This is a genomic window from Paenibacillus sp. B1-35, from assembly GCF_050474385.1.
In the GTDB taxonomy this organism is placed as follows: Bacteria; Bacillota; Bacilli; order Paenibacillales; family Paenibacillaceae; genus Paenibacillus_B; species Paenibacillus_B alvei.
In genome coordinates this window covers 14153-36994 of sequence record NZ_JBCHVJ010000011.1, presented here as the reverse complement: position 1 = coordinate 36994, position 22842 = coordinate 14153, and the positions used below count along the sequence as shown (strand labels likewise).

Genomic DNA, 22842 nt, shown 5'->3' with positions numbered 1-22842 from the left:
GACGGTGGCCGTTAGCATTTGCTATACGGCCACCGCCAACCCATATATGGTTCGAACACAGAATTCCGCTCCTGTGTACTAACAGAGCGGTACACTCAAGTACAGATTAAGGAGGGTCGCTCCTTGATGGACGTCAACAATTTTGAATTTATGAAAATCGGGCTTGCCTCTCCCGAAAAGATTCGTTCTTGGTCTCGTGGCGAAGTCAAGAAGCCGGAAACGATTAACTATCGTACGCTCAAACCGGAGAAAGAAGGTTTGTTCTGCGAGAAGATTTTCGGACCGACGAAAGACTGGGAGTGTCATTGCGGTAAATACAAGCGTGTACGCTACAAAGGCGTTGTCTGTGATCGATGCGGCGTTGAAGTAACACGTCAGAAGGTGCGCCGCGAACGGATGGGTCATATTGAATTGGCTGCTCCTGTGTCGCACATTTGGTATTTCAAGGGCATTCCAAGCCGCATGGGCTTGGCGCTGGACATGTCTCCGCGTTCCTTGGAAGAGATCATTTACTTCGCATCTTATGTTGTAACAGAGCCTGGCGATACGCCTCTTGAGAAGAAGCAATTGCTTTCTGAGAAGGAATATCGCAGCTACCGTGAGAAGTATGGTCACGCATTCCAAGCAGGAATGGGTGCAGAAGCGGTTAAGAAGCTTTTGCAAGACTTGGATGTTGAGAAAGAACTTGAAGTGCTGAAGGAAGAACTTCGTACGGCACAGGGCCAACGCCGCAACCGTGCGATCAAGCGTTTGGAAGTAATCGAAGCATTCCGCAACTCTGGCAACCAGCCAGATTGGATGATTCTCGATGTTCTTCCGGTTATTCCTCCAGAGCTTCGTCCAATGGTACAGCTCGATGGCGGTCGCTTCGCGACGTCTGACTTGAATGACCTGTATCGCCGTGTAATCAACCGGAACAACCGCTTGAAGCGTTTGCTTGACTTGGGTGCCCCGGACATTATCGTGCAGAACGAGAAGCGTATGCTGCAAGAAGCAGTAGACGCCTTGATTGATAACGGTCGCCGTGGTCGTCCAGTTACAGGCCCTGGTAACCGTCCATTGAAATCGCTCAGCCATATGCTCAAAGGTAAGCAAGGTCGTTTCCGTCAGAACTTGCTCGGTAAACGGGTTGACTACTCTGGTCGTTCCGTTATCGTCGTAGGTCCTTACTTGAAGATGTACCAATGTGGTTTGCCGAAGGAAATGGCGCTTGAGCTGTTCAAACCTTTTGTCATGAAAGAACTCGTGAATAAAGGTTTGGCACACAACATTAAGAGCGCGAAACGTAAAGTAGAGCGCATTAGCCCGGAAGTATGGGACGTTCTCGAAGAAGTGATTCGCGAGCATCCAGTATTGCTTAACCGTGCACCAACACTTCACCGTCTCGGTATCCAAGCATTTGAACCGATTTTGGTAGAAGGGAAAGCAATCCGTCTTCACCCACTCGTATGTACAGCCTATAACGCTGACTTCGACGGTGACCAAATGGCGGTTCACGTTCCGTTGTCTGCAGAAGCACAAGCAGAAGCTCGTCTTCTTATGCTCGCTTCCGGCAACATCTTGAACCCGAAAGACGGTAAGCCAGTTGTAACCCCATCTCAGGATATGGTTCTTGGATCCTTCTACTTGACGATGGACAACAAGGAAGCTAAAGGAACAGGCATGATCTTTGGCTCCGTTAACGAGGCTGTATCTGCTTATCAACGCGGTTCGGCATCCTTGCACGCACGCGTTGCGATTCCAGTACGTGCATTGGGTAAATCTGACTTTACTGAAAAACAACAAGATGCGTTCCTCATTACAACGGTTGGACGTATCATTTTCAACGAAATCTTCCCGGCGGACTTCCCGTACATCAACGAGCCGACGAAGCGCAACTTGTTCGAGGGAACACCGGAACACTATTTCGTATATGAAAAAGGCGCGAATATTAGAGAGTTGATTGAAAATATTCCGCAAACAGGTGGGGTAGGTAAAGACTATCTTGGTCAAATTATCGCCCGCTGCTTTGATATTTTCCATACGACGAAGACTTCTGTTATCTTGGATCGTATCAAGCAAATCGGTTTCACGTATTCCACGAAGGCTGGTATCTCGATCGCGGTATCCGACGTTATCGTACCGCAAGAGAAAGTGGATATCTTGAAGGAATCCGAAGAGAAAGTACGCGTGATTACGAACCAATATCGTCGCGGTCTGATTACGAACGAAGAACGTTATGACCGTGTCATCGAAATCTGGTCGAACACGAAAGATCGGATTACCGATATTTTGATGAAATCGATGGAACGCTATAACTCCATCATGCTCATGGTTGACTCCAAAGCACGGGGTAACAAATCGCAGATTACTCAGCTGGGTGGTATGCGTGGTCTCATGGCCAACCCGTCCGGTCGAATCATTGAGTTGCCAATTAAATCGAACTTCCGTGAGGGCCTGACGGTCCTGGAATACTTTATTTCCACTCACGGTGCGCGTAAAGGTCTCGCGGATACGGCTCTTCGTACGGCGGACTCGGGTTACTTGACTCGTCGTCTCGTTGACGTTGCACAAGACGTTATCGTTCGTGAAGAAGATTGCGGTACGGATAAAGGCTTCTTAGTAGCCAACATCTCCGACGGTAAAGAAGTTATCGAAGGCTTGTACGATCGTATCGAAGGTCGCTATTCCGGTGAAACCGTTCGCCATCCGGAGACAGGGGAAATCCTTGTTAACCGCAACGAACTGATCGATACGGATAAGGCAGAGTTGATCGTCAATGCTGGCGTACAGAAGATGATGATCCGTTCCGTGCTCAGCTGCCGTGCTCGTCACGGTGTATGTAAAATTTGTTATGGTCGCAACCTGGCGACTGGTAAGCACGTTGAAATTGGTGAATCTGTTGGTATCATCGCGGCGCAGTCCATCGGTGAACCAGGTACACAGCTCACCATGCGTACGTTCCATACCGGTGGTGTCGCGGGTGACGATATTACACAAGGTTTGCCGCGTATCCAAGAGTTGTTCGAGGCGCGCAATCCGAAAGGGCAAGCGATCATTTCCGAGATCGACGGTGTGGTTAAGGAAATTCGCGAAGCGAAAGATCGTCGTGAAATCGAAATCCAAGGTGAGGCAGAGTCCAAAGTGTACTCCGTCACATACGGTTCTCGTGTCCGCGTAAGCGAAGGCATGGCAATCGAAGCCGGCGATGAGATTACAGACGGTTCCATCGACCCTAAAGAAATGCTCCGCATTAAAGGTATCCGTGGCGTTCAGAACTACATCTTGCAAGAAGTTCAACGCGTATACCGGAACCAAGGGGTAGAAATTAACGATAAGCACGTCGAAGTTATGATCAAGCAAATGCTTCGCAAAATCCGTATCATCGATGCGGGTGAAACGACATTGCTTCCAGGATCATTCGTTGACATGCATGAATATGAAGCAGCGAACAAAGAGGCGATCCTCTCTGGCAAGGAACCTGCTGTTGCGAAACCGATCTTGCTCGGTATCACGAAGGCATCCTTGGAGACAGACTCCTTCTTGTCTGCAGCATCCTTCCAGGAGACAACTCGCGTTCTTACTGATGCAGCGATCAAAGGTAAAGTCGACCAATTGCTCGGCTTGAAAGAGAACGTTATTATCGGTAAGCTGATCCCTGCAGGTACAGGTATGAACCGTTATCGCAGCGTTAAAGTGATTAATCCGCTTGACGAGGAAGTAACGGAAGAATCCCTAGATGCAGCAAGTGTTGGCGCAGCTGAGTAAGCTCAAATAATGAGTTTCAAATGAGTTGGTTGGCGCTGTCTAGTACGGCGCCAACCTCCATTTTTGTAACAAATATATTGTTTTGAAAAAGAAGTTACGAAATTGCTTGACACTGGGTAAACGAAGTGATATTATGTCGTAGTGTGCCCAAGACAAAGACCTGTGCTTTTGGAGGAACATGCTTCATGTCTAATGAAAAAGGTTTACAGGATGCAACAATTCGTATTGGGACGAAGCAAACATTGAAGATGGTTGAGCTTGATAAGGCCATCGAGGTGTACATTGCCGAAGACGCTGATGAACGCGTTACATCGAAAGTCGTAAGCTTATGTGAGAAGAAGGGTATCAAATTGACATATGTCAGCACGATGCGCGATCTTGGCAAGGCATGCGGCATTGAAGTAGGTGCAGCCGTCGCAGCTGTCGTTGAAGAAGAATAAGGAAGCCGATTGTTTTTGTAACAGAAGAAATTCTGGGGCAAAGACATTTCATTTGTTCATTTATGAACCACCTGGATCTGTGGACTTAGATGAATGATTTGTGAAGGTGTCGATAATATGGGAAGGGGGTGCCAACATGCCAACAATTAACCAATTGGTACGTAAGGGCCGCAAAGATAAAGTTACTAAATCCAAATCCCCAGCTTTGCAAAAAGGTTTCAACGCGTTGAAACGTGAAGAAACGGATTTGAGCGCGCCTCAAAAACGCGGTGTCTGCACTCGTGTAGGTACAATGACTCCGAAGAAACCGAACTCCGCGCTTCGTAAATATGCTCGTGTTCGCTTGACGAACCGTGTAGAAGTTACAGCGTACATCGGTGGTATCGGCCATAACTTGCAAGAGCACAGTGTTGTTCTCGTTCGCGGTGGTCGTGTAAAAGACCTTCCGGGTGTTCGTTACCACATCGTTCGCGGTGCTTTGGATACTGCAGGTGTAAACAATCGTATGCAAGCTCGTTCCAAATACGGTACGAAGCGTCCTAAAGCAAAGAAATAAGAAGTTAATGCTACTCAGAAAGGGGGATTCACATGCCACGCAAAGGTCCAGTTCCTAAGCGCGACGTGTTGCCGGATCCGGTGTATAACAGCAAGCTTGTTACTCGCTTGATCAACCGCATCATGCTCGACGGTAAACGTGGTGTTGCTCAATCGATCTTGTACAATTCTTTCGAAATCATTCGTGAGCGTACAGGCAACGATCCTATGGAAGTATTTGAAGCAGCACTGAAAAACATCATGCCAGTCCTTGAAGTTAAGGCTCGCCGTGTAGGTGGTTCTAACTATCAAGTGCCTATCGAAGTTAAACCTGAGCGCCGCACATCCTTGGGATTGCGCTGGTTGGTTAACTACTCCCGCAACCGCGGTGAGAAAACGATGGAAGAGCGTTTGGCAGCAGAGATTATCGATGCTTCCAACAACACTGGTGCAGCAGTTAAGAAACGCGAAGATACGCACAAAATGGCTGAAGCGAACAAAGCGTTTGCTCACTACCGTTGGTAGGATAAAGCTGTTTTGGTCTCGATATTCGAGTAACCAAACCCAATTTGAAGGGAGACCATTCCATGGCAAGAGAGTTCTCCTTAGCAAATACGCGTAACATCGGAATCATGGCTCACATCGATGCCGGTAAAACAACAACTACGGAACGTATCTTGTTCTACACAGGCCGTACTCACAAAATCGGAGAGGTGCATGAAGGCGCCGCTACGATGGACTGGATGGAACAAGAGCAAGAGCGTGGTATTACGATCACTTCCGCTGCGACTACAGCGCAATGGAAGGGCCATCGTGTAAATATCATCGACACTCCGGGGCACGTTGACTTTACGGTAGAGGTTGAGCGTTCCCTTCGCGTATTGGATGGAGCAGTAGGCGTGTTCTCCGCTAAAGAAGGCGTAGAACCGCAATCTGAAACGGTATGGCGTCAAGCTGACAAGTACAGCGTACCTCGTATCGCATACGTTAACAAAATGGATATCATCGGCGCTGATTACCTCAACGTTATCGAGTCCATGAAGGATCGTTTGCAAGCGAATGCTGTTGCTATTCAGCTTCCTATCGGTGCAGAAAACGACTTTACAGGCATCATTGACTTGATGGAAGAGAAAGCTTACATCTTCAAAGATGACTTGGGTAAAGAAGTTGATGAAACAGAAGTTCCTGCTGAGTTCAAAGACAAAGTCGCTGAACTTCGTATGGAAATGATAGAGAAAATCGCAGAACTTGACGAAGATCTGATGATGAAATACCTTGAAGGCGAAGAAATTACAGTTCCTGAACTGAAAGCAGCTCTTCGCAAAGGGGTATGTAGCGTTCAAATCTTCCCAGTAGTATGTGGTTCTTCCTACCGCAACAAAGGCGTACAGCTCATGATTGATGCTGTCGTTGACTACTTGCCATCCCCACTTGATGTACCTGACATTAAAGGTCATCTTGAAGATGGTGAAGAAGAAGTTCGTCATTCTTCGGATGAAGAGCCGTTCTCGGCACTTGCGTTCAAGATCATGACTGACCCTTATGTTGGTAAGTTGACGTTCTTCCGCGTTTACTCTGGTGTATTGAACTCCGGTTCTTACGTCTTGAACGCGACAAAAGGCAAACGTGAACGTATTGGCCGTATCCTTCAAATGCATGCGAACAGCCGTGAGGAAATCGCTACAGTTTATGCTGGTGATATCGCTGCTGCCGTTGGTTTGAAAGATACAGGTACAGGCGACACGCTCTGCGATGAAAAATCTCCGATCATCTTGGAATCCATGAATTTCCCAGATCCGGTTATCAGTATCGCAGTTGAGCCGAAGACTAAAGCAGACCAAGATAAAATGGGTACTGCTTTGGCGAAGTTGACAGAAGAAGACCCAACACTTCGTGCTTACACTGATGAAGAGACAGGTCAAACGATCTTGTCTGGTATGGGTGAGCTTCACCTTGATATCATCATCGACCGTATGCGTCGTGAGTTCAAGGTTGATACGAACGTAGGTAGCCCACAGGTTGCTTATCGTGAGACATTCCGTCAACCAGCTAAAGTTGAAGGTAAATTCGTACGTCAGTCCGGTGGTCGTGGTCAATACGGTCACGTATGGATCGACTTCGAACCTCTCGAGCCAGGAACAGGATTCCAGTTCGAGAACAAAATCGTTGGTGGCGTAGTCCCTCGTGAATACGTGCCTGCGGTTCAAGCTGGTATTGAAGAATCGATGAAGAACGGTGTCTTGGCAGGCTTCCCGCTTGTTGATATCAAGGCTACTATCTTCGACGGTTCCTACCATGATGTTGACTCCAGTGAAATGGCGTTTAAGATCGCTGGTTCCATGGCGCTTAAAGCTGCTAAGGACAAGTGTAAGCCAGTATTGCTTGAGCCAATCATGAAAGTAGAAGTTACAGTGCCAGAAGAGTACATGGGCGATGTTATGGGTATGTTGAACTCCCGTCGTGGTCGTATCGAAGGTATGGATGCTCGTGCTGGTGCACAAATTATCCGTGCTAAGGTACCTCTCTCCGAGATGTTTGGTTACTCCACAACTTTGCGTTCCGGTACTCAAGGACGCGGTGTGTTCTCCATGGAACTCTCTCACTATGAAGAAGTTCCTAAGAATATCTCCGAAGAGATTATCGCGAAGAACAAAGGCGAATAATTTCGCTTCTGATTCATTTGCAATCGGCTGAGCACATGACTTGTTGTGTGTCTCAGCTGCTTATAACATATATCTATTCCACTCATTGAAGGAGGACTAGTTCAAATGGCAAAGGCTAAGTTTGAACGTACGAAACCGCACGTTAATATCGGTACAATTGGTCACGTTGACCATGGTAAAACAACTTTGACAGCTGCTATCACAACAGTTCTGTCTAAAAAATATGGTAGCGGTGCAGCTGTAGCATTCGATCAAATCGATAAAGCTCCAGAAGAGCGCGAGCGCGGTATCACAATCTCCACGTCCCACGTAGAGTATGAGTCCGCTAACCGTCACTATGCACACGTTGACTGCCCAGGTCACGCCGACTATGTTAAAAACATGATCACTGGTGCTGCTCAAATGGATGGCGCGATTCTCGTAGTATCCGCAGCTGACGGCCCAATGCCACAAACACGTGAGCACATCTTGTTGTCTCGCCAAGTAGGCGTACCTTACATCGTCGTATTCATGAACAAATGCGACATGGTTGAAGACGAAGAGTTGTTGGAATTGGTTGAAATGGAAATTCGCGATTTGCTTAGCGAATACGAATTCCCTGGCGATGACACTCCAGTTATCCGCGGTTCCGCTCGTGAAGCTCTTCAAAACCCAGACGGAGAATGGGCTGACAAAATCGTTGAATTGTTCGCACAAATCGACGAGTACATCCCAACTCCAGAACGTGACACTGACAAGCCATTCTTGATGCCAGTCGAGGACGTATTCTCCATCACTGGTCGTGGTACAGTTGCTACTGGCCGCGTAGAGCGTGGTACTGTTAAAGTCGGCGACGAGATCGAAATCGTTGGTATCCAAGAAGAGACTCGTAAGTCCGTAGTAACAGGCGTTGAAATGTTCCGTAAACTTTTGGATTCCGCTCAAGCTGGTGACAACATCGGTGCGTTGCTTCGTGGTGTAGACCGCAACAACATCGAGCGTGGCCAAGTATTGGTTAAGCCAGGTTCGGTTAAACCACACACTGAGTTCACTGCTCAAGTTTACGTTTTGACTAAAGAAGAAGGTGGCCGTCATAAGCCATTCTTCACAGGCTACCGTCCACAGTTCTACTTCCGTACAACGGACGTAACTGGTATCATCAACTTGCCAGAAGGTACTGAAATGGTTATGCCTGGTGACAACATCACAGTTACTGTACAATTGATCGCTCCAATCGCGATTGAAGAAGGTACTCGCTTCGCGATCCGCGAAGGTGGCCGTACAGTAGGTGCTGGTGCGGTTGCAACTATCATCAAATAATGATAGTACCGACAATAGTCGGTAATAAAAGCCCCTTATCCTTGTGATAAGGGGCTTTTGCTTTATATAAAGAACAGCTAATGTTCATCATTCTTTTAAGAAGTGCTGACCAGAATGCTTTACACGAATATTCCATTATAGCGCTATAATATGTAATAAAATTCAAAAGGTATAGGTACGTAGAGCTAGAGAAAATAGAATATTTGTGGAAGTAGTGAGACACAGGAGGGAAGCAATAAGAAGGAGCAACAAGCTGCTGGGAATGGGGTGCCAAGTAAACCAAGGAACGTACTGTGGATAAAGAAGTTATAATATCTACAGAAAGCCAACCATTAGAACAAGCTATGATTCTTTTATCCACAACTCATCCCATACATCGATGTCCTCGGTTTGACGTGGGACAAACTTACCTTGCTATGTCAGCTTAGGCTATATTTATTGCCACAGATGAAAGGTATGACAGAGAAGTTTTAACAAGTTAACAATCATTCTAAGTATGGATCAATTAAAACAGCTGATTCTAAAACACTGTCCAATAGAATGTTTGCAACTGACATTGGAACAGCATACCGATGAAATGTCTTGAGCACCAGCTTGTACAAACATATGAAGAACGGGATCGACTAGAACGACCGAGCAGGTGAGCATGGCGCAAGTTGGCCATTGTAGCTAAAGAGGGAACAAGTTGGCCGCTAATAAGAAGGTGCATTTCAGCAAATCGTGGAGCATGTAAAGCATAGTACATCGCATTGGAGCTTATTCAAGATGATGATTCACCTTTTAAGGATGATCAGCTATATACATGAGGTGAAAGTAGAGGTTGCATTTTCAGCTGAGCAATTGAATCCTAAATGAAGCATTTATAGTCACGTTGATTTCTTTGTCGATAGAAATCCAGCATACAGTGGAAAAGACTGGTTTAATGACTAGTCTTTTTCTATGTTATGGATGTTTTGCGTGTTATGCTTGCTTTCGTATTTACTTTATTTATAACAGGGGGAGACAAATGAGAAAGTGGATGAGTCAGGCGGTTGTATTGATGCTTGTAAGTGTATTACTACTGACCTCGATGTCGGGTATAGCATCAGCAAAATCGAATTATTTACAAGAAAGTGCTGCTATAGGGAAGATCTCATCTGAGCAAATGAAAGGAAAAATTAACGGGATTTCGATATCAGGCTATACATTTCGTAATTCTTTCTGGATACCGGTTAAACAGCTAATCGAATACGGATTCGATGTAGCAGTTGGTGGAAAAACGGATCCTATACGTATTTCTCGTAACCTTAATAAGGAAATAAAAGGAGTAAAACAAGGAAATACAGCTCCTTCAAAAAAGGAAATTACGGTTCATTATACAGACAAAGAAATCTACGTGGGGAACCTTAAGCTGACAGCATATCAAATTGATAATACAAACGTAATTCGTTTAAGCGATCTAAAAATGTTTGGTGATATGACATGGGAAGCAAAAAGTAAAACGATACAATTGAAGCTCAATTCTTCAACCTATAACAATGAATTGAATATTTGGGTCACAGACGATAAAGTTTATAATCGCACTGGACAAACGATGAGTCAAATTCAAATTAAGCATTTCTACTTGCAAGATGGTCAAATACAAGAGAAGTTTGAAACCCTACGTAATGTTGAAACTGTCGCTGCAGTAAAAGGTAACAAGCAAGAGGATAATGCAAAACGAATAGTGATGGGATACTTAGGAACGGTTTTATTTAATGTGGTTACCGTCGAGGGGGAAAAAGTAGCAAACTTAAGAGCTATAGAGGAAATCGATTTTTACAAAAGTAAGACAAGACTTGAAGACGCAAAGTACCAATTAGATCAGGAGTATAAGATATTCGAAAAAGAAGTCAAAGCGTATTTGAAGCAAGAGTTGAAGAGAAATAATAACCAACCACTAAAAGTGCTAGATACAGAAGTAAGTTATGACTCTATAGGTACTCCTGAAGTAAATGTTGACATCATAAATTTATCGGAGAAGCGAGTAGTCGCATTCGAAGTTATTGTGACGGGATATGACAGTTACAATCGAGTCGTCCGTAATACCATAACAAAGGAATCATCATTAAAGGGAATTGCACAAAATCTTTCCGAGGTGATAGGAATGGGAAGTAGAGGAGTATACACCTGGAAGATGCATTTCCATGACAATATGGTCAAGGCAAGTGTGAAGGTAACATCGGTTAAGTTCTCCGACGGTACCGTATGGAGAGCAAAGTAAATCGGACAGCTTACGGAGGCTGGAACAGCATCCAGAACCTTCATCTTTCAATATTTATATAAACTGTGATAGACTCTAACAAGTGCCTAATAGAATTGAGTTATGTTATGTCCTGGCTGCCCGCAAGCAATCGTCTGAAAAGAGTTACGAAAAAAACTTGCAATAGTCAGGACATTTATATATAATAGTGAATGTTGTTCGTCGACGTTGCGATGAAGTGAGAGGTTACCGACACACCCGGCCCCTTTGCCATGGCGATGTGTTAGGAAAATTTTCACGGAGTATGTCCGATGCAAAATTGGGCGATAAAAGGAGGGACTAAAATGGCAAAGCAAAAAATTCGTATTCGCTTGAAAGCATACGATCACAGAATTCTTGACCAATCCGCTGAGAAAATCGTTGAAACGGCAAAACGTTCCGGTGCTGGAGTATCCGGTCCAATCCCGTTGCCAACGGAGAAGCAAATCATTACGATTCTTCGTGCGGTGCACAAGTATAAGGATTCCCGCGAGCAGTTCGAAATGCGCACTCATAAGCGCCTTATCGACATCGTGAATCCAACGCCGCAAACGGTGGACGCGCTGATGCGCTTGGACTTGCCGTCCGGTGTAGATATCGAAATCAAATTGTAAGTTAGTTGAAACGGTTATCCACATGTGGATAGCAAAGCCGTTTCTACTTCACTATGAACGGACTAAGGAAAGAAAAGAGGTGTCAACATGAAAGGTATCTTAGGTAAAAAGCTCGGCATGACTCAAGTATTTACCGCTGAAGGTAATGTACTGCCGGTAACTGTTATCGAAGCTGGTCCTTGCGTCGTTCTGCAAAAGAAAGACGTTGAGAACGATGGCTACGAAGCAATCCAAATCGGCTACGCTGATAAGAAAGAAAAGCGTGCTACGAAACCAGAAATCGGTCACGCGAAAAAAGCTAACGCAACACCTAAGCGCTACGTTAAAGAACTTCGTGGTGTGGATCTTTCTCAATATGAAGTTGGCCAAGAATTGAAGGCTGATTTGTTCGCTGAGGGAGAATACGTTGACGTTACAGGTATTTCGAAAGGTAAAGGCTTTGCCGGCGTAATTAAGCGTTGGGGACAAAGCACGGGCCCTATGTCTCACGGTTCCCGTTACCATCGTGGTCCAGGTTCCATGGGTTCCATTCAAGCGAACCGCGTACCAAAAGGCAAACGCCTTCCAGGTCACATGGGTACTGACACAGTAACAATTCAAAACCTTGAAGTTGTTAAAGTGGATGCAGAACGCAATGTTATCCTCGTTAAAGGTTCTATTCCAGGCCCTAAAAACAGCTTCGTTAACATTAAATCTGCAATTAAAAAGTAATTGGTGAGGAAAGGAGGAGCACATAATGCCTAAAGTAGCAGTTTACAACATGAGCGGTGCGCAAGTTGGCGAGATCGAATTGTCCGACAGCGTATTCGGCATTGAACCAAACAAACATGTACTTCATGATGCAGTCGTGATGCAGCTTGCATCTATGCGTCAAGGTACTCACAAAGTTAAGAACCGTTCCGAAGTTAGCGGCGGCGGTCGTAAACCATGGAAACAAAAAGGCACAGGTCGTGCGCGTCAAGGTTCCATTCGTTCGCCACAATGGGTTGGCGGCGGTACAGTATTTGGACCGACACCACGTAGCTATGCTTACAAGCTTCCTAAGAAAGTTCGTCGTTTGGCGATTAAATCCGCATTGTCTTCGAAAGTGTTGGCAGAGCAAATTATCGTAATCGATAGCCTTGCTTTGAACACGCCAAAAACGAAGGAATTCGCGGCAGTATTGAACAACCTGAAAGTGGATCGCAAAGCGCTTGTCGTGCTTCCTGAGTACAACGACAACGTAGCACTTTCCGCTCGCAACATTCCTTCTGTAAAGCTTGTTGCAGCTGACGGTGTCAACGTATATGATGTTCTTCGCCATGAGAAGCTCATCATTACGAAGGATGCGGTTCAGAAGGTAGAGGAGGTGTTCGCATAATGAAAGACCCTCGCGATATCATTAAGCGTCCGGTTATTACTGAGCGTACAGCAGACATGATGAATGACTTGAAATACGTATTCGAAGTTGATATGCGTGCTAACAAGACTGAAATCAAATTGGCTGTAGAACAAATCTTCAAAGTGAAGGTTGCGAACGTGAACACGCTTCGTATGCCTGCTAAGCCAAAACGCTATGGCCGTCACTCCGGCTACACTTCCGAATGGAAAAAAGCGTTCGTCACTTTGGCAAAAGACAGCAAGCCACTCGAGTTCTTCGAGACGGTTTAATATAGATTTCTAAAGTAAGGAGGGAAAACAAGTGCCTATCAAAAAGTACAAACCGACATCCCCGGCTCGTCGTAATATGAGCGTGTCCACGTTCGAAGAAATTACAACGAATGTACCGGAGAAATCGTTGTTGGCTCCTTTGAGCAAAACTGCGGGCCGCAACAACCAAGGTAAAATTACGGTTCGTCACCACGGTGGTGGACACAAGCGTAAATACCGTATCATCGATTTCAAACGTAACAAGGATGGCATTCCAGGCCGCGTTGCTACAATCGAGTACGATCCAAACCGTACTTCCAATATCGCATTGATCAACTATGCTGATGGTGAAAAGCGTTATATCATCGCTCCTAAAGGGTTGAAAGTAGGCGACGTAATCGAATCCGGTTCCGGCGCAGACATCAAAATCGGTAACGCATTGCCATTGGAAAACATTCCAGTAGGTACAGTTATCCACAATATCGAATTGCAACCAGGTAAGGGTGGTCAGTTGGTTCGCGCCGCTGGTACGGAAGCTCAATTGCTTGGTAAAGAAGAAAAGTACGTAACAGTACGCTTGTCTTCTGGCGAAGTTCGTAAATTGTTGAAAGTGTGCCGTGCTACAATCGGTTCCGTAGGTAACGGAGACCATGAGCTTATCAAAATCGGTAAAGCAGGCCGTAACCGCTGGTTGGGCAAACGTCCAGTCGTTCGTGGTGTGGTAATGAACCCGGTTGATCACCCTCACGGTGGTGGTGAAGGTAAAGCTCCAATCGGTCGTAAGTCTCCTATGTCTCCATGGGGCAAACCGACACTTGGTTACAAAACGCGTAAAAAAGGCAAACATTCCGATAAATATATCGTTCGTCGTCGCACGAAATAATATGTTTCCGTTTCATTGCGCAGCAGCGTAATCGCAAGCGAATCAGTTCTGTCGAAGGGAGGATTCATACATGGGTCGCAGTTTGAAAAAAGGACCATTTGTTGATGGTCACCTGATGAAGAAAGTTGAAGAATTGAACGATACAAGCAAAAAAGTTGTTATCAAGACTTGGTCCCGTCGTTCTACAATTTTCCCTCAATTCATCGGTCACACGTTCGGGGTATATGACGGACGTAAACATGTGCCAGTGTACGTAACGGAAGATATGGTCGGCCATAAGCTTGGCGAATTCGCGCCAACGCGTACGTACAAAGGTCATGACGATGACAGAAAAACAGGCAAACGCTAATTATTGATTAGAGAGCATTCGAGGGGAGGTACTTCCATGCAAGCAAAAGCACATGCGAATAACATTCGCATCGCCCCGCGCAAAGTTAAGCTCGTTATTGACTTGATCCGCGGCAAACAAGTGGGCGAAGCAATCGCAATTTTGCGCCACACGCCGAAGTCAGCTTCGCCAGTGGTTGAAAAATTGTTGAACTCTGCAATTGCCAATGCAGAACACAACCATCAAATGGACGTTAATAATCTCGTTATTTCGGAAGTCTTCGTGAACCAAGGTCCAACGATGAAACGTTTCCGTCCACGCGCTATGGGACGTGCGAGCCGAATTAACAAAAGAACAAGCCACATCACGCTTGTAGTATCTGAAAAATAAGGAGGGACAACGTGTGGGTCAAAAGGTAAATCCAGTCGGACTTCGAGTGGGCGTTATCCGCGATTGGGAATCCAAGTGGTATGCCGAGAAAGATTTCGGTACATTGCTCATCGAAGACGTGAAGATTCGTGAATTCCTTAAAAATAAATTGAAAGAATCCGCCGTATCCCGCATTGAGATTGAACGTGCAGCTAACCGCGTGAACGTTACAATCCACACTGCGAAACCGGGTATGGTAATCGGTAAAGGCGGTTCCGAAGTTGAAGCACTTCGTCGTGAAGTAACGAAAATTGCTAACGGCAAAAAAGTACACATCAACATCTCGGAAATCAAAACTCCAGATTTGGACGCAACTCTCGTTGCAGAGAGCATTGCACAACAACTGGAACGCCGCGTTTCTTTCCGCCGCGCTTTGAAACAATCAATTCAACGTTCCATGCGCGCTGGTGCGAAAGGGATCAAGACTGCAGTAAGCGGTCGTTTGGGCGGTGCTGAAATCGCTCGTACAGAAGGATACAGCGAAGGGACAGTGCCACTTCATACGCTTCGCGCCGACATCGACTACGGCACAGCTGAAGCTCATACAACTTACGGCCGTATCGGCGTAAAAGTATGGATCTATCGTGGAGAGGTACTTCCTACGGCTAAGAAAAAGGCTGTTGAGGAAGGAGGCAACTAATCATGTTGGTACCTAAACGTGTAAAGCACCGGAAGCAGCAAAAAGGACGCATGAAGGGTCAAGCTAAAGGTGGCACGACAGTTCACTTCGGTGAATACGGGTTGCAAGCATTGGAGCCTACATGGATTACGAACCGTCAAATCGAGGCTGCTCGTATTGCGATGACTCGTTACATCAAACGTGGCGGTAAAGTATGGATTAAAATTTTCCCAGACAAACCAATTACGGCTAAGCCGCTTGAGGTTCGTATGGGTAGCGGTAAAGGTAACGTTGAGAAGTGGGTTGCTGTAGTTAAGCCTGGTAAAGTAATGTTCGAACTTTCCGGTGTACCTGAAGAGGTAGCTCGCGAAGCTATGCGCCTTGCTGCTCACAAACTGCCTGTCAAGACTAAGTTTGTGAAACGTGAAGAAATGGGTGGTGAAGCAAATGAAAGCTAGTGAATTCCGCAACTTGACCACTGCTGAAATTGAACAAAAGATTGCCGGATTCAAGGAAGAACTTTTCAACCTCCGTTTCCAATTGGCTACCGGACAGCTTGACAACCCAACTCGCATTCGTGACGTGCGTAAAGCGATTGCTCGTGCACATACGATTCTGCGTGAAAGAGAACTTGGTATTACTAGCTAATTCACCAAGATGTCAGTTTCGGAAAAATAGACATCCTGTATCCAGGAAGGAGGCAGAACACTAATGAGTGAAGTACGTAACGCTCGTAAAGTGCAAATTGGTAAAGTTGTCAGCGACAAAATGGACAAAACAATCGTAGTAGCGGTTGAGACATACAAGAAGCATGATTTGTATCACAAACGCATCAAATACACGAAGAAGTTCAAAGCGCATGACGAAAATAACGAAGCCAAAATTGGCGATACTGTGAAAATCATGGAGACGCGTCCGTTGTCGAAAGACAAGCGCTGGAGACTCGTTGAAATCGTTGAGAAAGCAGTTATCGTTTAATGAACGGATAGTTTCACCGAAAGGAGGACATTCGAATGATTCAAGCATTTTCACGTTTAAATGTAGCAGACAACTCTGGTGCGAAAGAACTGATGTGTATTCGCGTGTTGGGCGGTACTGGCCGTAAATCAGCTCACATCGGTGACTTGATCGTATGCTCTGTCAAACAAGCAACACCAGGCGGCGTTGTCAAAAAGGGTGACGTAGTCAAAGCGGTTATCGTTCGTACGAAGCGTGCTGTTCGCCGTAAAGACGGTTCTTACATCGCATTTGACGAAAACGCAGCGGTTATCGTGAAAGAAGATAAGGGCCCACGTGGGACTCGTATTTTCGGACCTGTCGCTCGCGAACTTCGCGAAAAAGACTTCATGAAAATCGTTTCCCTGGCACCGGAAGTTATCTAATCAACTTGCCCGCCAGGCAAGACTCAGGAGGTGTGACACATGCCACGATTGAAAAAAATTCTCGAGTCGCATAACAACAAATTGCACGTGAAAAAAGATGACACTGTCATCGTGATCACGGGTAAAGATAAAGGCAAAAAAGGCCGTGTTATTGCAGCATTCCCTCGTGAAAACCGCGTTATTGTGGAAGGCGTAAACATGGTGAAGAAGCATCAGAAGCCTAACGCTAAGAACCCACAAGGCGGTATCGTTGAGCAAGAAGCAGCAATTCATGCATCTAACGTTATGCACGTGGATCCAAAGTCGGGTAAAGTAACGCGCATCGGTTACAAAGTGGAAAACGGTAAAAAAGTGCGCGTAGCTAAACGCTCCGGCGAAATTATCGACTAATCGCTTCGGAAAGGAGGTCCATTCTAGATGGCAGCTCGTTTGAAAGAACGTTATTTGAACGAAATTACTCCTGCGCTAGTGCAGAAGTTCAACTATACATCAGTTATGCAAGCTCCAAAAGTGGAGAAAGTCGTCATCAACATCGGTATGGGTGAGGCTGTTCAAAACTCCAAAGTTTTGGATACTGCAGTAGCTGAATTGCAACAAATCGCTGGTCAAAAGCCAGTAATCACTCGCGCGAAGAAGTCTATCGCAGGCTTTAAGCTTCGTGAGGGAATGCCGATTGGTGTGAAAGTTACATTGCGCGGCGAGCGCATGTATCACTTCTTGGACAAATTGTTCAATGTCACGCTTCCTCGTGTACGCGACTTCCGCGGTATCTCGAACAAAGCGTTTGACGGCCGCGGCAACTACACACTCGGTTTGAAGGAGCAAATCATCTTCCCTGAAATCGAGTACGATAAAGTTGACAAGGTTCGTGGTATGGATATCGTCATCGTTACGACGGCGAAGACGGACGAAGAGTCCCGCGAATTGTTGACGCAACTCGGCATGCCTTTCGCGAAGTAATTCGTAAAAAGGTCGGTTACGTTTGAGATACAAACTGAGCAATCAGTTTTGAATCCATCGACACAAATCTCTAGGAGGTGTCAACTCACGTGGCAAAAACTTCGATGAAAATCAAGCAACAACGCAAACCGAAGTTTGAAGTACGGGCATATACGCGCTGTGAGCGCTGCGGACGTCCGCATTCCGTATTACGTAAGTTCAAAATTTGCCGGATTTGTTTCCGCGAATTGGCATACAAAGGCCAGATTCCTGGCGTTAAAAAAGCAAGCTGGTAATCAACCCTGTTGCGGGAAGGAGGTTTACACTAATGGTTATGTCCGATCCGATTGCAGATATGCTTACACGCATTCGCAATGCTAATACAGTGCGTCATGAAACGGTGGAAATGCCTGCTTCTACTATGAAGAAGCAAATCGCAGAAATCTTGAAGCGTGAAGGCTTTATCCGTGACGCTGAATATATCGATGACAACAAACAAGGGATCATTCGCGTGTTCCTGAAGTACGGTGCAAACAACGAGCGTGTTATCACAGGCTTGAAGCGCATCAGTAAACCAGGACTGCGCGTGTACACGAAAGCTAATGAGGTTCCTCGTGTACTGGGCGGTCTCGGTATCGCAATCATCTCGACGTCCAAGGGCGTCATGACTGACAAAGAAGCTCGCCAGTCCAAATCCGGCGGCGAGGTAATCTGCTACGTTTGGTAAACCATTCGCATAAGATTGGAGGTGCAACAACATGTCCCGTATTGGTCGCAAACCAATTGAGGTACCAGGTGGCGTAACTGTCACTTTGGAAAACCACGTTATTACAGTAAAAGGACCGAAAGGAACTTTGACTCGTGAACTTCATAAAGACATGAAAGTGTCTGTAGAAGAGAACGTCATTTCCGTAGAACGTCCTTCTGAAAATAAACTTCATCGTTCGTTGCACGGTACAACACGCAGCGTAATCAACAACATGGTTAGCGGAGTAACTGAAGGTTTCTCCAAAACCCTTGAGTTGGTCGGTGTAGGTTACCGTGCTAACAAATCCGGCGACAAGCTTGTCTTGAACGTAGGATACTCCCATCCGGTTGAAATTACACCGGAAGCTGGTATTGAATTCGAAGTGCCTGCTCAAACGAAAATCATCGTTAAAGGCATTGATAAAGAGCGCGTTGGTGCATATGCAGCGAACATTCGTGCAGTACGCGAGCCAGAACCTTACAAAGGTAAAGGTATCAAGTACGAAGGCGAACGCATCATTCGTAAAGAAGGTAAAGCAGGCAAGAAGAAGTAAGATCTTGCCTAGCTCACTTACCTTAGCAGCTTAATGGTTAAACTGAAGGGAGTGAAACAATCCGATGATTACCAAAGGCGATAAGAACAAAGCTCGTTTGAAAAGACACCTGCGTGTCCGTAAAAAAATCGAAGGTACAACGGAACGTCCTCGTTTGAACGTATTCCGTTCTTCCAAACATATTTACGCTCAACTTATCGATGACGTGAAAGGCGTAACAGTCGCTTCCGCTTCGACTATGGATAAAGAGCTTCGTGGAGATATCAAAAATGGTGGTAACGTAGAATCCGCTCGCAAAGTTGGCGAATTGATCGCAAAACGTGCGAAAGAGCAAGGATATGAGACAATCGTATTCGATCGCGGTGGTTACTTGTACCATGGACGTATTCAAGCTTTGGCTGACGCAGCACGCGAAGCTGGTCTTGAATTCTAATTTTTAATCGAAGGAGGTAAACGACTTGCGAGTTGATCCAAACACGTTAGAACTTTCTGAAAAAGTTGTTCAAATTAACCGCGTTGCTAAAGTTGTTAAAGGCGGACGTCGCTTTAGCTTTAGCGCTCTCGTGGTTGTCGGCGATGGCAAGGGCTGGGTTGGCGCTGGAATCGGTAAAGCATCCGAAGTACCAGACGCAATCCGCAAAGGTATCGAAGACGCTAAGAAAAACCTGATTCATGTTCCGTTTGTTAACACGACAATCCCTCACCAAGTAATTGGTCAGTTCGGCGCTGGTAAAGTTCTCTTGAAGCCAGCATCCGAAGGTACTGGGGTTATCGCAGGCGGTCCAGTACGTGCCGTTCTTGAGTTGGCTGGTGTAGGCGATATCTTGACGAAATCGCTTGGTTCCTCTAACTCCATGAACATGGTTAACGCTACATTGGAAGGCTTGTCTCGTTTGAAGACAGCTGAACAAGTAGCAAAATTGCGCGGTAAATCCGTTGAAGAACTGTTAGGTTAAGGAGGGGACGAAGATGGCGAAATTGCAAATTACCCTCGTTCGCAGTCTGATCGGTCGCCCGGAAACTCATCGCCAAACGGTGAACACTTTGGGTTTGCGCAAGTTGAATCAGACGGTTGTTCATAACGACAACGTTGCGATCCGCGGAATGGTAAACCAAGTTAAACACTTGGTTGAAGTCAAAGAGATCGAAGCGTAAGGGTAACACCATACGACTTCTGTAATCGGATATAGATTACATGGTACAATACAAAAGATTAGAGTCATAAATATTAAAGGAGGTGCGACGAACGATGAAGTTGAATGAACTTTCTCCGGCACCTGGTTCCCGCCAAACACGTAATCGTGTAGGCCGTGGTATCGCGACAGGAAACGGTAAAACATCTGGCCGTGGTCACAAAGGTCAAAATTCCCGTTCTGGCGGTGGTGTTCGTCCGGGCTTCGAAGGTGGACAAAACCCACTTTACCGTCGTCTGCCAAAACGCGGCTTTGTAAATCCTACTCGTAAAGAGTATGCGGTAGTTAACGTAACGGATTTGAACCGCTTTGAGGCTGGTACGGAAGTAACTCCGGAATTGTTGATGGAACAAGGCATCGTGAACAACCCAATGAGCGGAATCAAAGTATTGGGCAATGGCGAGCTGTCCGTTAAATTGACGGTCAAAGCTAATAAGTTCTCTCAATCTGCGGTAGAGAAGATCGAGGCTGCCGGCGGTAAATCCGAGGTGATCTAATGTTCAAGACCGTATCGAATATATGGCGAGTCGAGGACTTGAGACGTAAGATTTTGTTTACGCTCATGGTTCTGATCGTTTATCGCGTCGGGTCCTTTATAACGGTTCCCGGCGTCGATACGTCGGTCTTTGCTACAGCAAACCAAAACACGGATTTGTTCAGCATGCTGAACACATTCTCTGGTGGTGCGCTGTTTAAATTCTCTATCTTTGCTCTAGGAATTATGCCGTACATTACGGCATCGATCATCGTACAGCTTCTGTCGATGGACGTCATTCCGAAGTTTACTCAATGGGCGAAAGAAGGAGAAGTCGGCAAACGTAAGCTTTCCCAAATCACGCGCTACGGTACCGTAATATTGGGATTGATTCAAGCTTTCGGTACGGCGATTGGGTTTAATCGCATGTACGGTGCGCAGCTGGTTCCAGGTGCGACATTTGCGGATTATGTCCTAATCGCGATTGTCTTGACTGCTGGTACGGCGTTCTTGATGTGGATCGGTGAGCAAATCACGGAAAAGGGTATCGGCAACGGTATCTCGATTCTGATTTTCGCAGGTATCGTCGCAGCTATCCCGATTCATATCGGGGAGATTTATCGTAGTCAATTTGCCGATGCAAGCGGACAAATGTTCCTCAACATCGTCAAAATGATCGTTATCGTATTGGTTATCGTGCTGATTGTGGTCGGTGTTATCTACATTCAGCAAGGGAACCGTAAAATCCCGGTACAATACGCTAAACGTGTTGTGGGTAACAAAATGTATGGTGGACAGAACACGCACATTCCGCTTAAAGTAAATGGTGCAGGCGTTATTCCGGTCATCTTTGCATCTTCGCTTTTGATGTTCCCGGCTACAATTGCTCAATTCTGGGCGGATAAGCCGTGGGCTCGTTGGATCATTGAACATATGGGATTGAACAAGCCGCTTGGCATGTTCTTATACGTTCTCTTGATTATCGGGTTTACGTTCTTCTATACATTTGTACAGTTGAATCCACAGCAAATGGCTGATCAAATGAAAAAGAATGGCGGTTATATTCCAGGAATTCGTCCGGGGAAAGCAACAGCTACGTACTTGACGCGTGTAATGTCTCGCATTACACTTGCTGGAGCTATCTTCCTTGCTGGCGTATCCATCTTGCCAGTGTTCTTCGGGGCACTAGCTGGATTGCCGCAATCTGTTCAAATTGGTGGTACTTCGATTCTCATCGTTGTCGGCGTTGCGCTAGACACCATGAAGCAGATCGAAAGCCAATTGATCAAACGCCATTACAAAGGTTTCATTAATAAATAGGCAATAGGTTCTGATGAGACCATTTAGGCTCATTGGCACCTATTGTGCTGTTCTTGTAGAGCAGAGGCTTAACGAATGGCATCGAAGCACCCCACTTCCGACGAAGTTAAGCCTGTGCTTACCATAAAGGGAGTGACATTCGATGAACATTCTATTCATGGGGCCTCCTGGGGCAGGAAAAGGAACACAGGCCGAGCGTATCGTTGAACAATTCGGCGTTCCTCATATCTCGACAGGAGACGCATTCCGCAAGGCAATTGGTGAAGGCACTCCTATCGGATTGAAGGCTAAAGAATACATTGATCAGGGTCTGCTCGTTCCGGATGACGTGACGGTAGGCATCGTGCGAGAGCGCCTTGCACAACCTGATTGCGAGAAAGGTTTCCTTCTCGATGGTTTCCCACGCACATTGGCGCAAGCTGAAGCGCTGGATAGCATCTTGGTGGAACTGAGTCGCAGTCTTGATCACGTCATCAACCTGAGCGTTGACCGCGATTTACTGCTGGCGCGTCTTACAGGACGACGCATTTGCAAGTCTTGCGGCGCGACGTACCATGTCATCTATAACCCGCCTAAACAAGAGGGCGTTTGTGATAAGTGCCAAGGCGAGCTGTACCAACGTTCGGATGATTCCGAAGAGAAAGTTGGCACACGTCTTGATGAGTACATCAACAAAACGGCACCTTTGCTCGCATACTATGAGGACAAAGGCTTGTTGCGTCAGGTTGACGGGGAGAAGGAAATTGATACGGTCACGTCAGAAATCGTATCTTTACTGCGGGGTTAA

At 46.1% G+C, this 22842-nt stretch carries 30 protein-coding genes; all 30 read left to right on the top strand.

Annotation, left to right across the window (positions count from 1 at the left end):
- The first annotated feature begins 123 nt into the window (after positions 1 to 123).
- The 30 genes from rpoC to ACQ5BJ_RS25220 all read left to right on the top strand — a co-directional run bounded on the left by rpoC (position 124) and on the right by ACQ5BJ_RS25220 (position 22842).
- On the top strand, positions 124 to 3747 hold the full coding sequence (gene rpoC / locus ACQ5BJ_RS25365) for a DNA-directed RNA polymerase subunit beta' (protein ID WP_040735562.1): 3624 nt from the start codon (positions 124 to 126) through the stop codon (positions 3745 to 3747).
- 185 nt (positions 3748 to 3932) lie between these two features.
- On the top strand, positions 3933 to 4187 hold the full coding sequence (locus tag ACQ5BJ_RS25360; protein ID WP_005544564.1) for a ribosomal L7Ae/L30e/S12e/Gadd45 family protein: 255 nt from the start codon (positions 3933 to 3935) through the stop codon (positions 4185 to 4187).
- A 136-nt stretch (positions 4188 to 4323) separates the two neighbouring features.
- Positions 4324 to 4743, top strand: coding sequence for a 30S ribosomal protein S12 (gene rpsL / locus ACQ5BJ_RS25355; RefSeq protein WP_005544563.1), 420 nt, complete (start codon positions 4324 to 4326; stop codon positions 4741 to 4743).
- A gap of 32 nt (positions 4744 to 4775) precedes the next feature.
- Entirely contained in the window at positions 4776 to 5246 is a 471-nt protein-coding gene (gene rpsG, locus ACQ5BJ_RS25350; RefSeq protein WP_005544562.1) for a 30S ribosomal protein S7, read from the top strand.
- 62 nt (positions 5247 to 5308) lie between these two features.
- A complete protein-coding gene (gene fusA / locus ACQ5BJ_RS25345; protein ID WP_005544561.1) occupies positions 5309 to 7384 on the top strand; it encodes an elongation factor G in 2076 nt (691 codons plus the stop codon).
- Between the two features lie 105 nt (positions 7385 to 7489).
- On the top strand, positions 7490 to 8683 hold the full coding sequence (gene tuf, locus ACQ5BJ_RS25340) for an elongation factor Tu (RefSeq protein ID WP_005544560.1): 1194 nt from the start codon (positions 7490 to 7492) through the stop codon (positions 8681 to 8683).
- A gap of 1006 nt (positions 8684 to 9689) precedes the next feature.
- Positions 9690 to 10925 (top strand): hypothetical protein, encoded by a 1236-nt coding sequence (locus tag ACQ5BJ_RS25335; protein WP_430112902.1) that lies wholly within the window; start codon positions 9690 to 9692, stop codon positions 10923 to 10925.
- Between the two features lie 323 nt (positions 10926 to 11248).
- A complete protein-coding gene (gene rpsJ, locus ACQ5BJ_RS25330) occupies positions 11249 to 11557 on the top strand; it encodes a 30S ribosomal protein S10 (RefSeq protein ID WP_005544556.1) in 309 nt (102 codons plus the stop codon).
- A gap of 87 nt (positions 11558 to 11644) precedes the next feature.
- Positions 11645 to 12268 (top strand): 50S ribosomal protein L3, encoded by a 624-nt coding sequence (gene rplC, locus ACQ5BJ_RS25325; protein WP_005544551.1) that lies wholly within the window; start codon positions 11645 to 11647, stop codon positions 12266 to 12268.
- Between the two features lie 25 nt (positions 12269 to 12293).
- On the top strand, positions 12294 to 12917 hold the full coding sequence (gene rplD, locus ACQ5BJ_RS25320; RefSeq protein ID WP_005544550.1) for a 50S ribosomal protein L4: 624 nt from the start codon (positions 12294 to 12296) through the stop codon (positions 12915 to 12917).
- Positions 12917 to 13207 carry a 50S ribosomal protein L23 gene (gene rplW / locus ACQ5BJ_RS25315; RefSeq protein WP_005544549.1) on the top strand — a complete coding sequence of 97 codons (291 nt, stop codon included), beginning with the start codon at positions 12917 to 12919 and terminating at the stop codon, positions 13205 to 13207. Before rplD ends, rplW begins: the two co-directional genes overlap by 1 nt.
- 31 nt (positions 13208 to 13238) lie before the next feature.
- A complete protein-coding gene (gene rplB, locus ACQ5BJ_RS25310; protein ID WP_005544548.1) occupies positions 13239 to 14069 on the top strand; it encodes a 50S ribosomal protein L2 in 831 nt (276 codons plus the stop codon).
- Positions 14070 to 14139: 70 nt separating this feature from the next.
- The gene (gene rpsS, locus ACQ5BJ_RS25305; RefSeq protein WP_163979320.1) at positions 14140 to 14418 is read left to right on the top strand and encodes a 30S ribosomal protein S19; all 279 of its coding nucleotides are present in this window, start codon (positions 14140 to 14142) and stop codon (positions 14416 to 14418) included.
- Between the two features lie 36 nt (positions 14419 to 14454).
- Positions 14455 to 14787, top strand: a complete 333-nt coding sequence (gene rplV, locus ACQ5BJ_RS25300) for a 50S ribosomal protein L22 (RefSeq protein WP_005544545.1) — start codon at positions 14455 to 14457, stop codon at positions 14785 to 14787.
- A 13-nt stretch (positions 14788 to 14800) separates the two neighbouring features.
- Entirely contained in the window at positions 14801 to 15466 is a 666-nt protein-coding gene (gene rpsC, locus ACQ5BJ_RS25295) for a 30S ribosomal protein S3 (protein ID WP_005544543.1), read from the top strand.
- Between the two features lie 2 nt (positions 15467 to 15468).
- Complete coding sequence (gene rplP / locus ACQ5BJ_RS25290; protein ID WP_005544541.1) at positions 15469 to 15903, top strand: 50S ribosomal protein L16; 435 nt, start codon at positions 15469 to 15471, stop codon at positions 15901 to 15903.
- The gene (rpmC, locus tag ACQ5BJ_RS25285; protein WP_005544540.1) at positions 15893 to 16093 is read left to right on the top strand and encodes a 50S ribosomal protein L29; all 201 of its coding nucleotides are present in this window, start codon (positions 15893 to 15895) and stop codon (positions 16091 to 16093) included. Before rplP ends, rpmC begins: the two co-directional genes overlap by 11 nt.
- A gap of 63 nt (positions 16094 to 16156) precedes the next feature.
- Positions 16157 to 16423 carry a 30S ribosomal protein S17 gene (gene rpsQ / locus ACQ5BJ_RS25280; RefSeq protein WP_005544539.1) on the top strand — a complete coding sequence of 89 codons (267 nt, stop codon included), beginning with the start codon at positions 16157 to 16159 and terminating at the stop codon, positions 16421 to 16423.
- A 35-nt stretch (positions 16424 to 16458) separates the two neighbouring features.
- Positions 16459 to 16827 (top strand): 50S ribosomal protein L14, encoded by a 369-nt coding sequence (gene rplN / locus ACQ5BJ_RS25275; RefSeq protein ID WP_005544538.1) that lies wholly within the window; start codon positions 16459 to 16461, stop codon positions 16825 to 16827.
- A 39-nt stretch (positions 16828 to 16866) separates the two neighbouring features.
- Positions 16867 to 17217: a 50S ribosomal protein L24 gene (rplX, locus tag ACQ5BJ_RS25270; RefSeq protein WP_005544537.1), complete on the top strand. Its 351-nt coding sequence runs from the start codon at positions 16867 to 16869 to the stop codon at positions 17215 to 17217.
- A 27-nt stretch (positions 17218 to 17244) separates the two neighbouring features.
- Positions 17245 to 17787, top strand: a complete 543-nt coding sequence (gene rplE, locus ACQ5BJ_RS25265) for a 50S ribosomal protein L5 (RefSeq protein ID WP_005544536.1) — start codon at positions 17245 to 17247, stop codon at positions 17785 to 17787.
- 89 nt (positions 17788 to 17876) lie between these two features.
- Positions 17877 to 18062 (top strand): type Z 30S ribosomal protein S14, encoded by a 186-nt coding sequence (locus tag ACQ5BJ_RS25260; protein ID WP_005544535.1) that lies wholly within the window; start codon positions 17877 to 17879, stop codon positions 18060 to 18062.
- Positions 18063 to 18094: 32 nt separating this feature from the next.
- Positions 18095 to 18493 (top strand): 30S ribosomal protein S8, encoded by a 399-nt coding sequence (gene rpsH, locus ACQ5BJ_RS25255; protein ID WP_005544534.1) that lies wholly within the window; start codon positions 18095 to 18097, stop codon positions 18491 to 18493.
- 31 nt (positions 18494 to 18524) lie between these two features.
- Positions 18525 to 19067: a 50S ribosomal protein L6 gene (rplF, locus tag ACQ5BJ_RS25250; protein ID WP_005544533.1), complete on the top strand. Its 543-nt coding sequence runs from the start codon at positions 18525 to 18527 to the stop codon at positions 19065 to 19067.
- Positions 19068 to 19131: 64 nt separating this feature from the next.
- Positions 19132 to 19500, top strand: coding sequence for a 50S ribosomal protein L18 (rplR, locus tag ACQ5BJ_RS25245; RefSeq protein ID WP_163979321.1), 369 nt, complete (start codon positions 19132 to 19134; stop codon positions 19498 to 19500).
- Between the two features lie 25 nt (positions 19501 to 19525).
- The gene (gene rpsE / locus ACQ5BJ_RS25240) at positions 19526 to 20023 is read left to right on the top strand and encodes a 30S ribosomal protein S5 (RefSeq protein WP_005544531.1); all 498 of its coding nucleotides are present in this window, start codon (positions 19526 to 19528) and stop codon (positions 20021 to 20023) included.
- A 13-nt stretch (positions 20024 to 20036) separates the two neighbouring features.
- Positions 20037 to 20222 carry a 50S ribosomal protein L30 gene (gene rpmD, locus ACQ5BJ_RS25235; RefSeq protein WP_005544529.1) on the top strand — a complete coding sequence of 62 codons (186 nt, stop codon included), beginning with the start codon at positions 20037 to 20039 and terminating at the stop codon, positions 20220 to 20222.
- 94 nt (positions 20223 to 20316) lie between these two features.
- On the top strand, positions 20317 to 20757 hold the full coding sequence (gene rplO, locus ACQ5BJ_RS25230; RefSeq protein ID WP_005544528.1) for a 50S ribosomal protein L15: 441 nt from the start codon (positions 20317 to 20319) through the stop codon (positions 20755 to 20757).
- The gene (gene secY, locus ACQ5BJ_RS25225; protein WP_163979322.1) at positions 20757 to 22055 is read left to right on the top strand and encodes a preprotein translocase subunit SecY; all 1299 of its coding nucleotides are present in this window, start codon (positions 20757 to 20759) and stop codon (positions 22053 to 22055) included. Before rplO ends, secY begins: the two co-directional genes overlap by 1 nt.
- 142 nt (positions 22056 to 22197) lie before the next feature.
- Complete coding sequence (locus tag ACQ5BJ_RS25220) at positions 22198 to 22842, top strand: adenylate kinase (RefSeq protein WP_005544525.1); 645 nt, start codon at positions 22198 to 22200, stop codon at positions 22840 to 22842.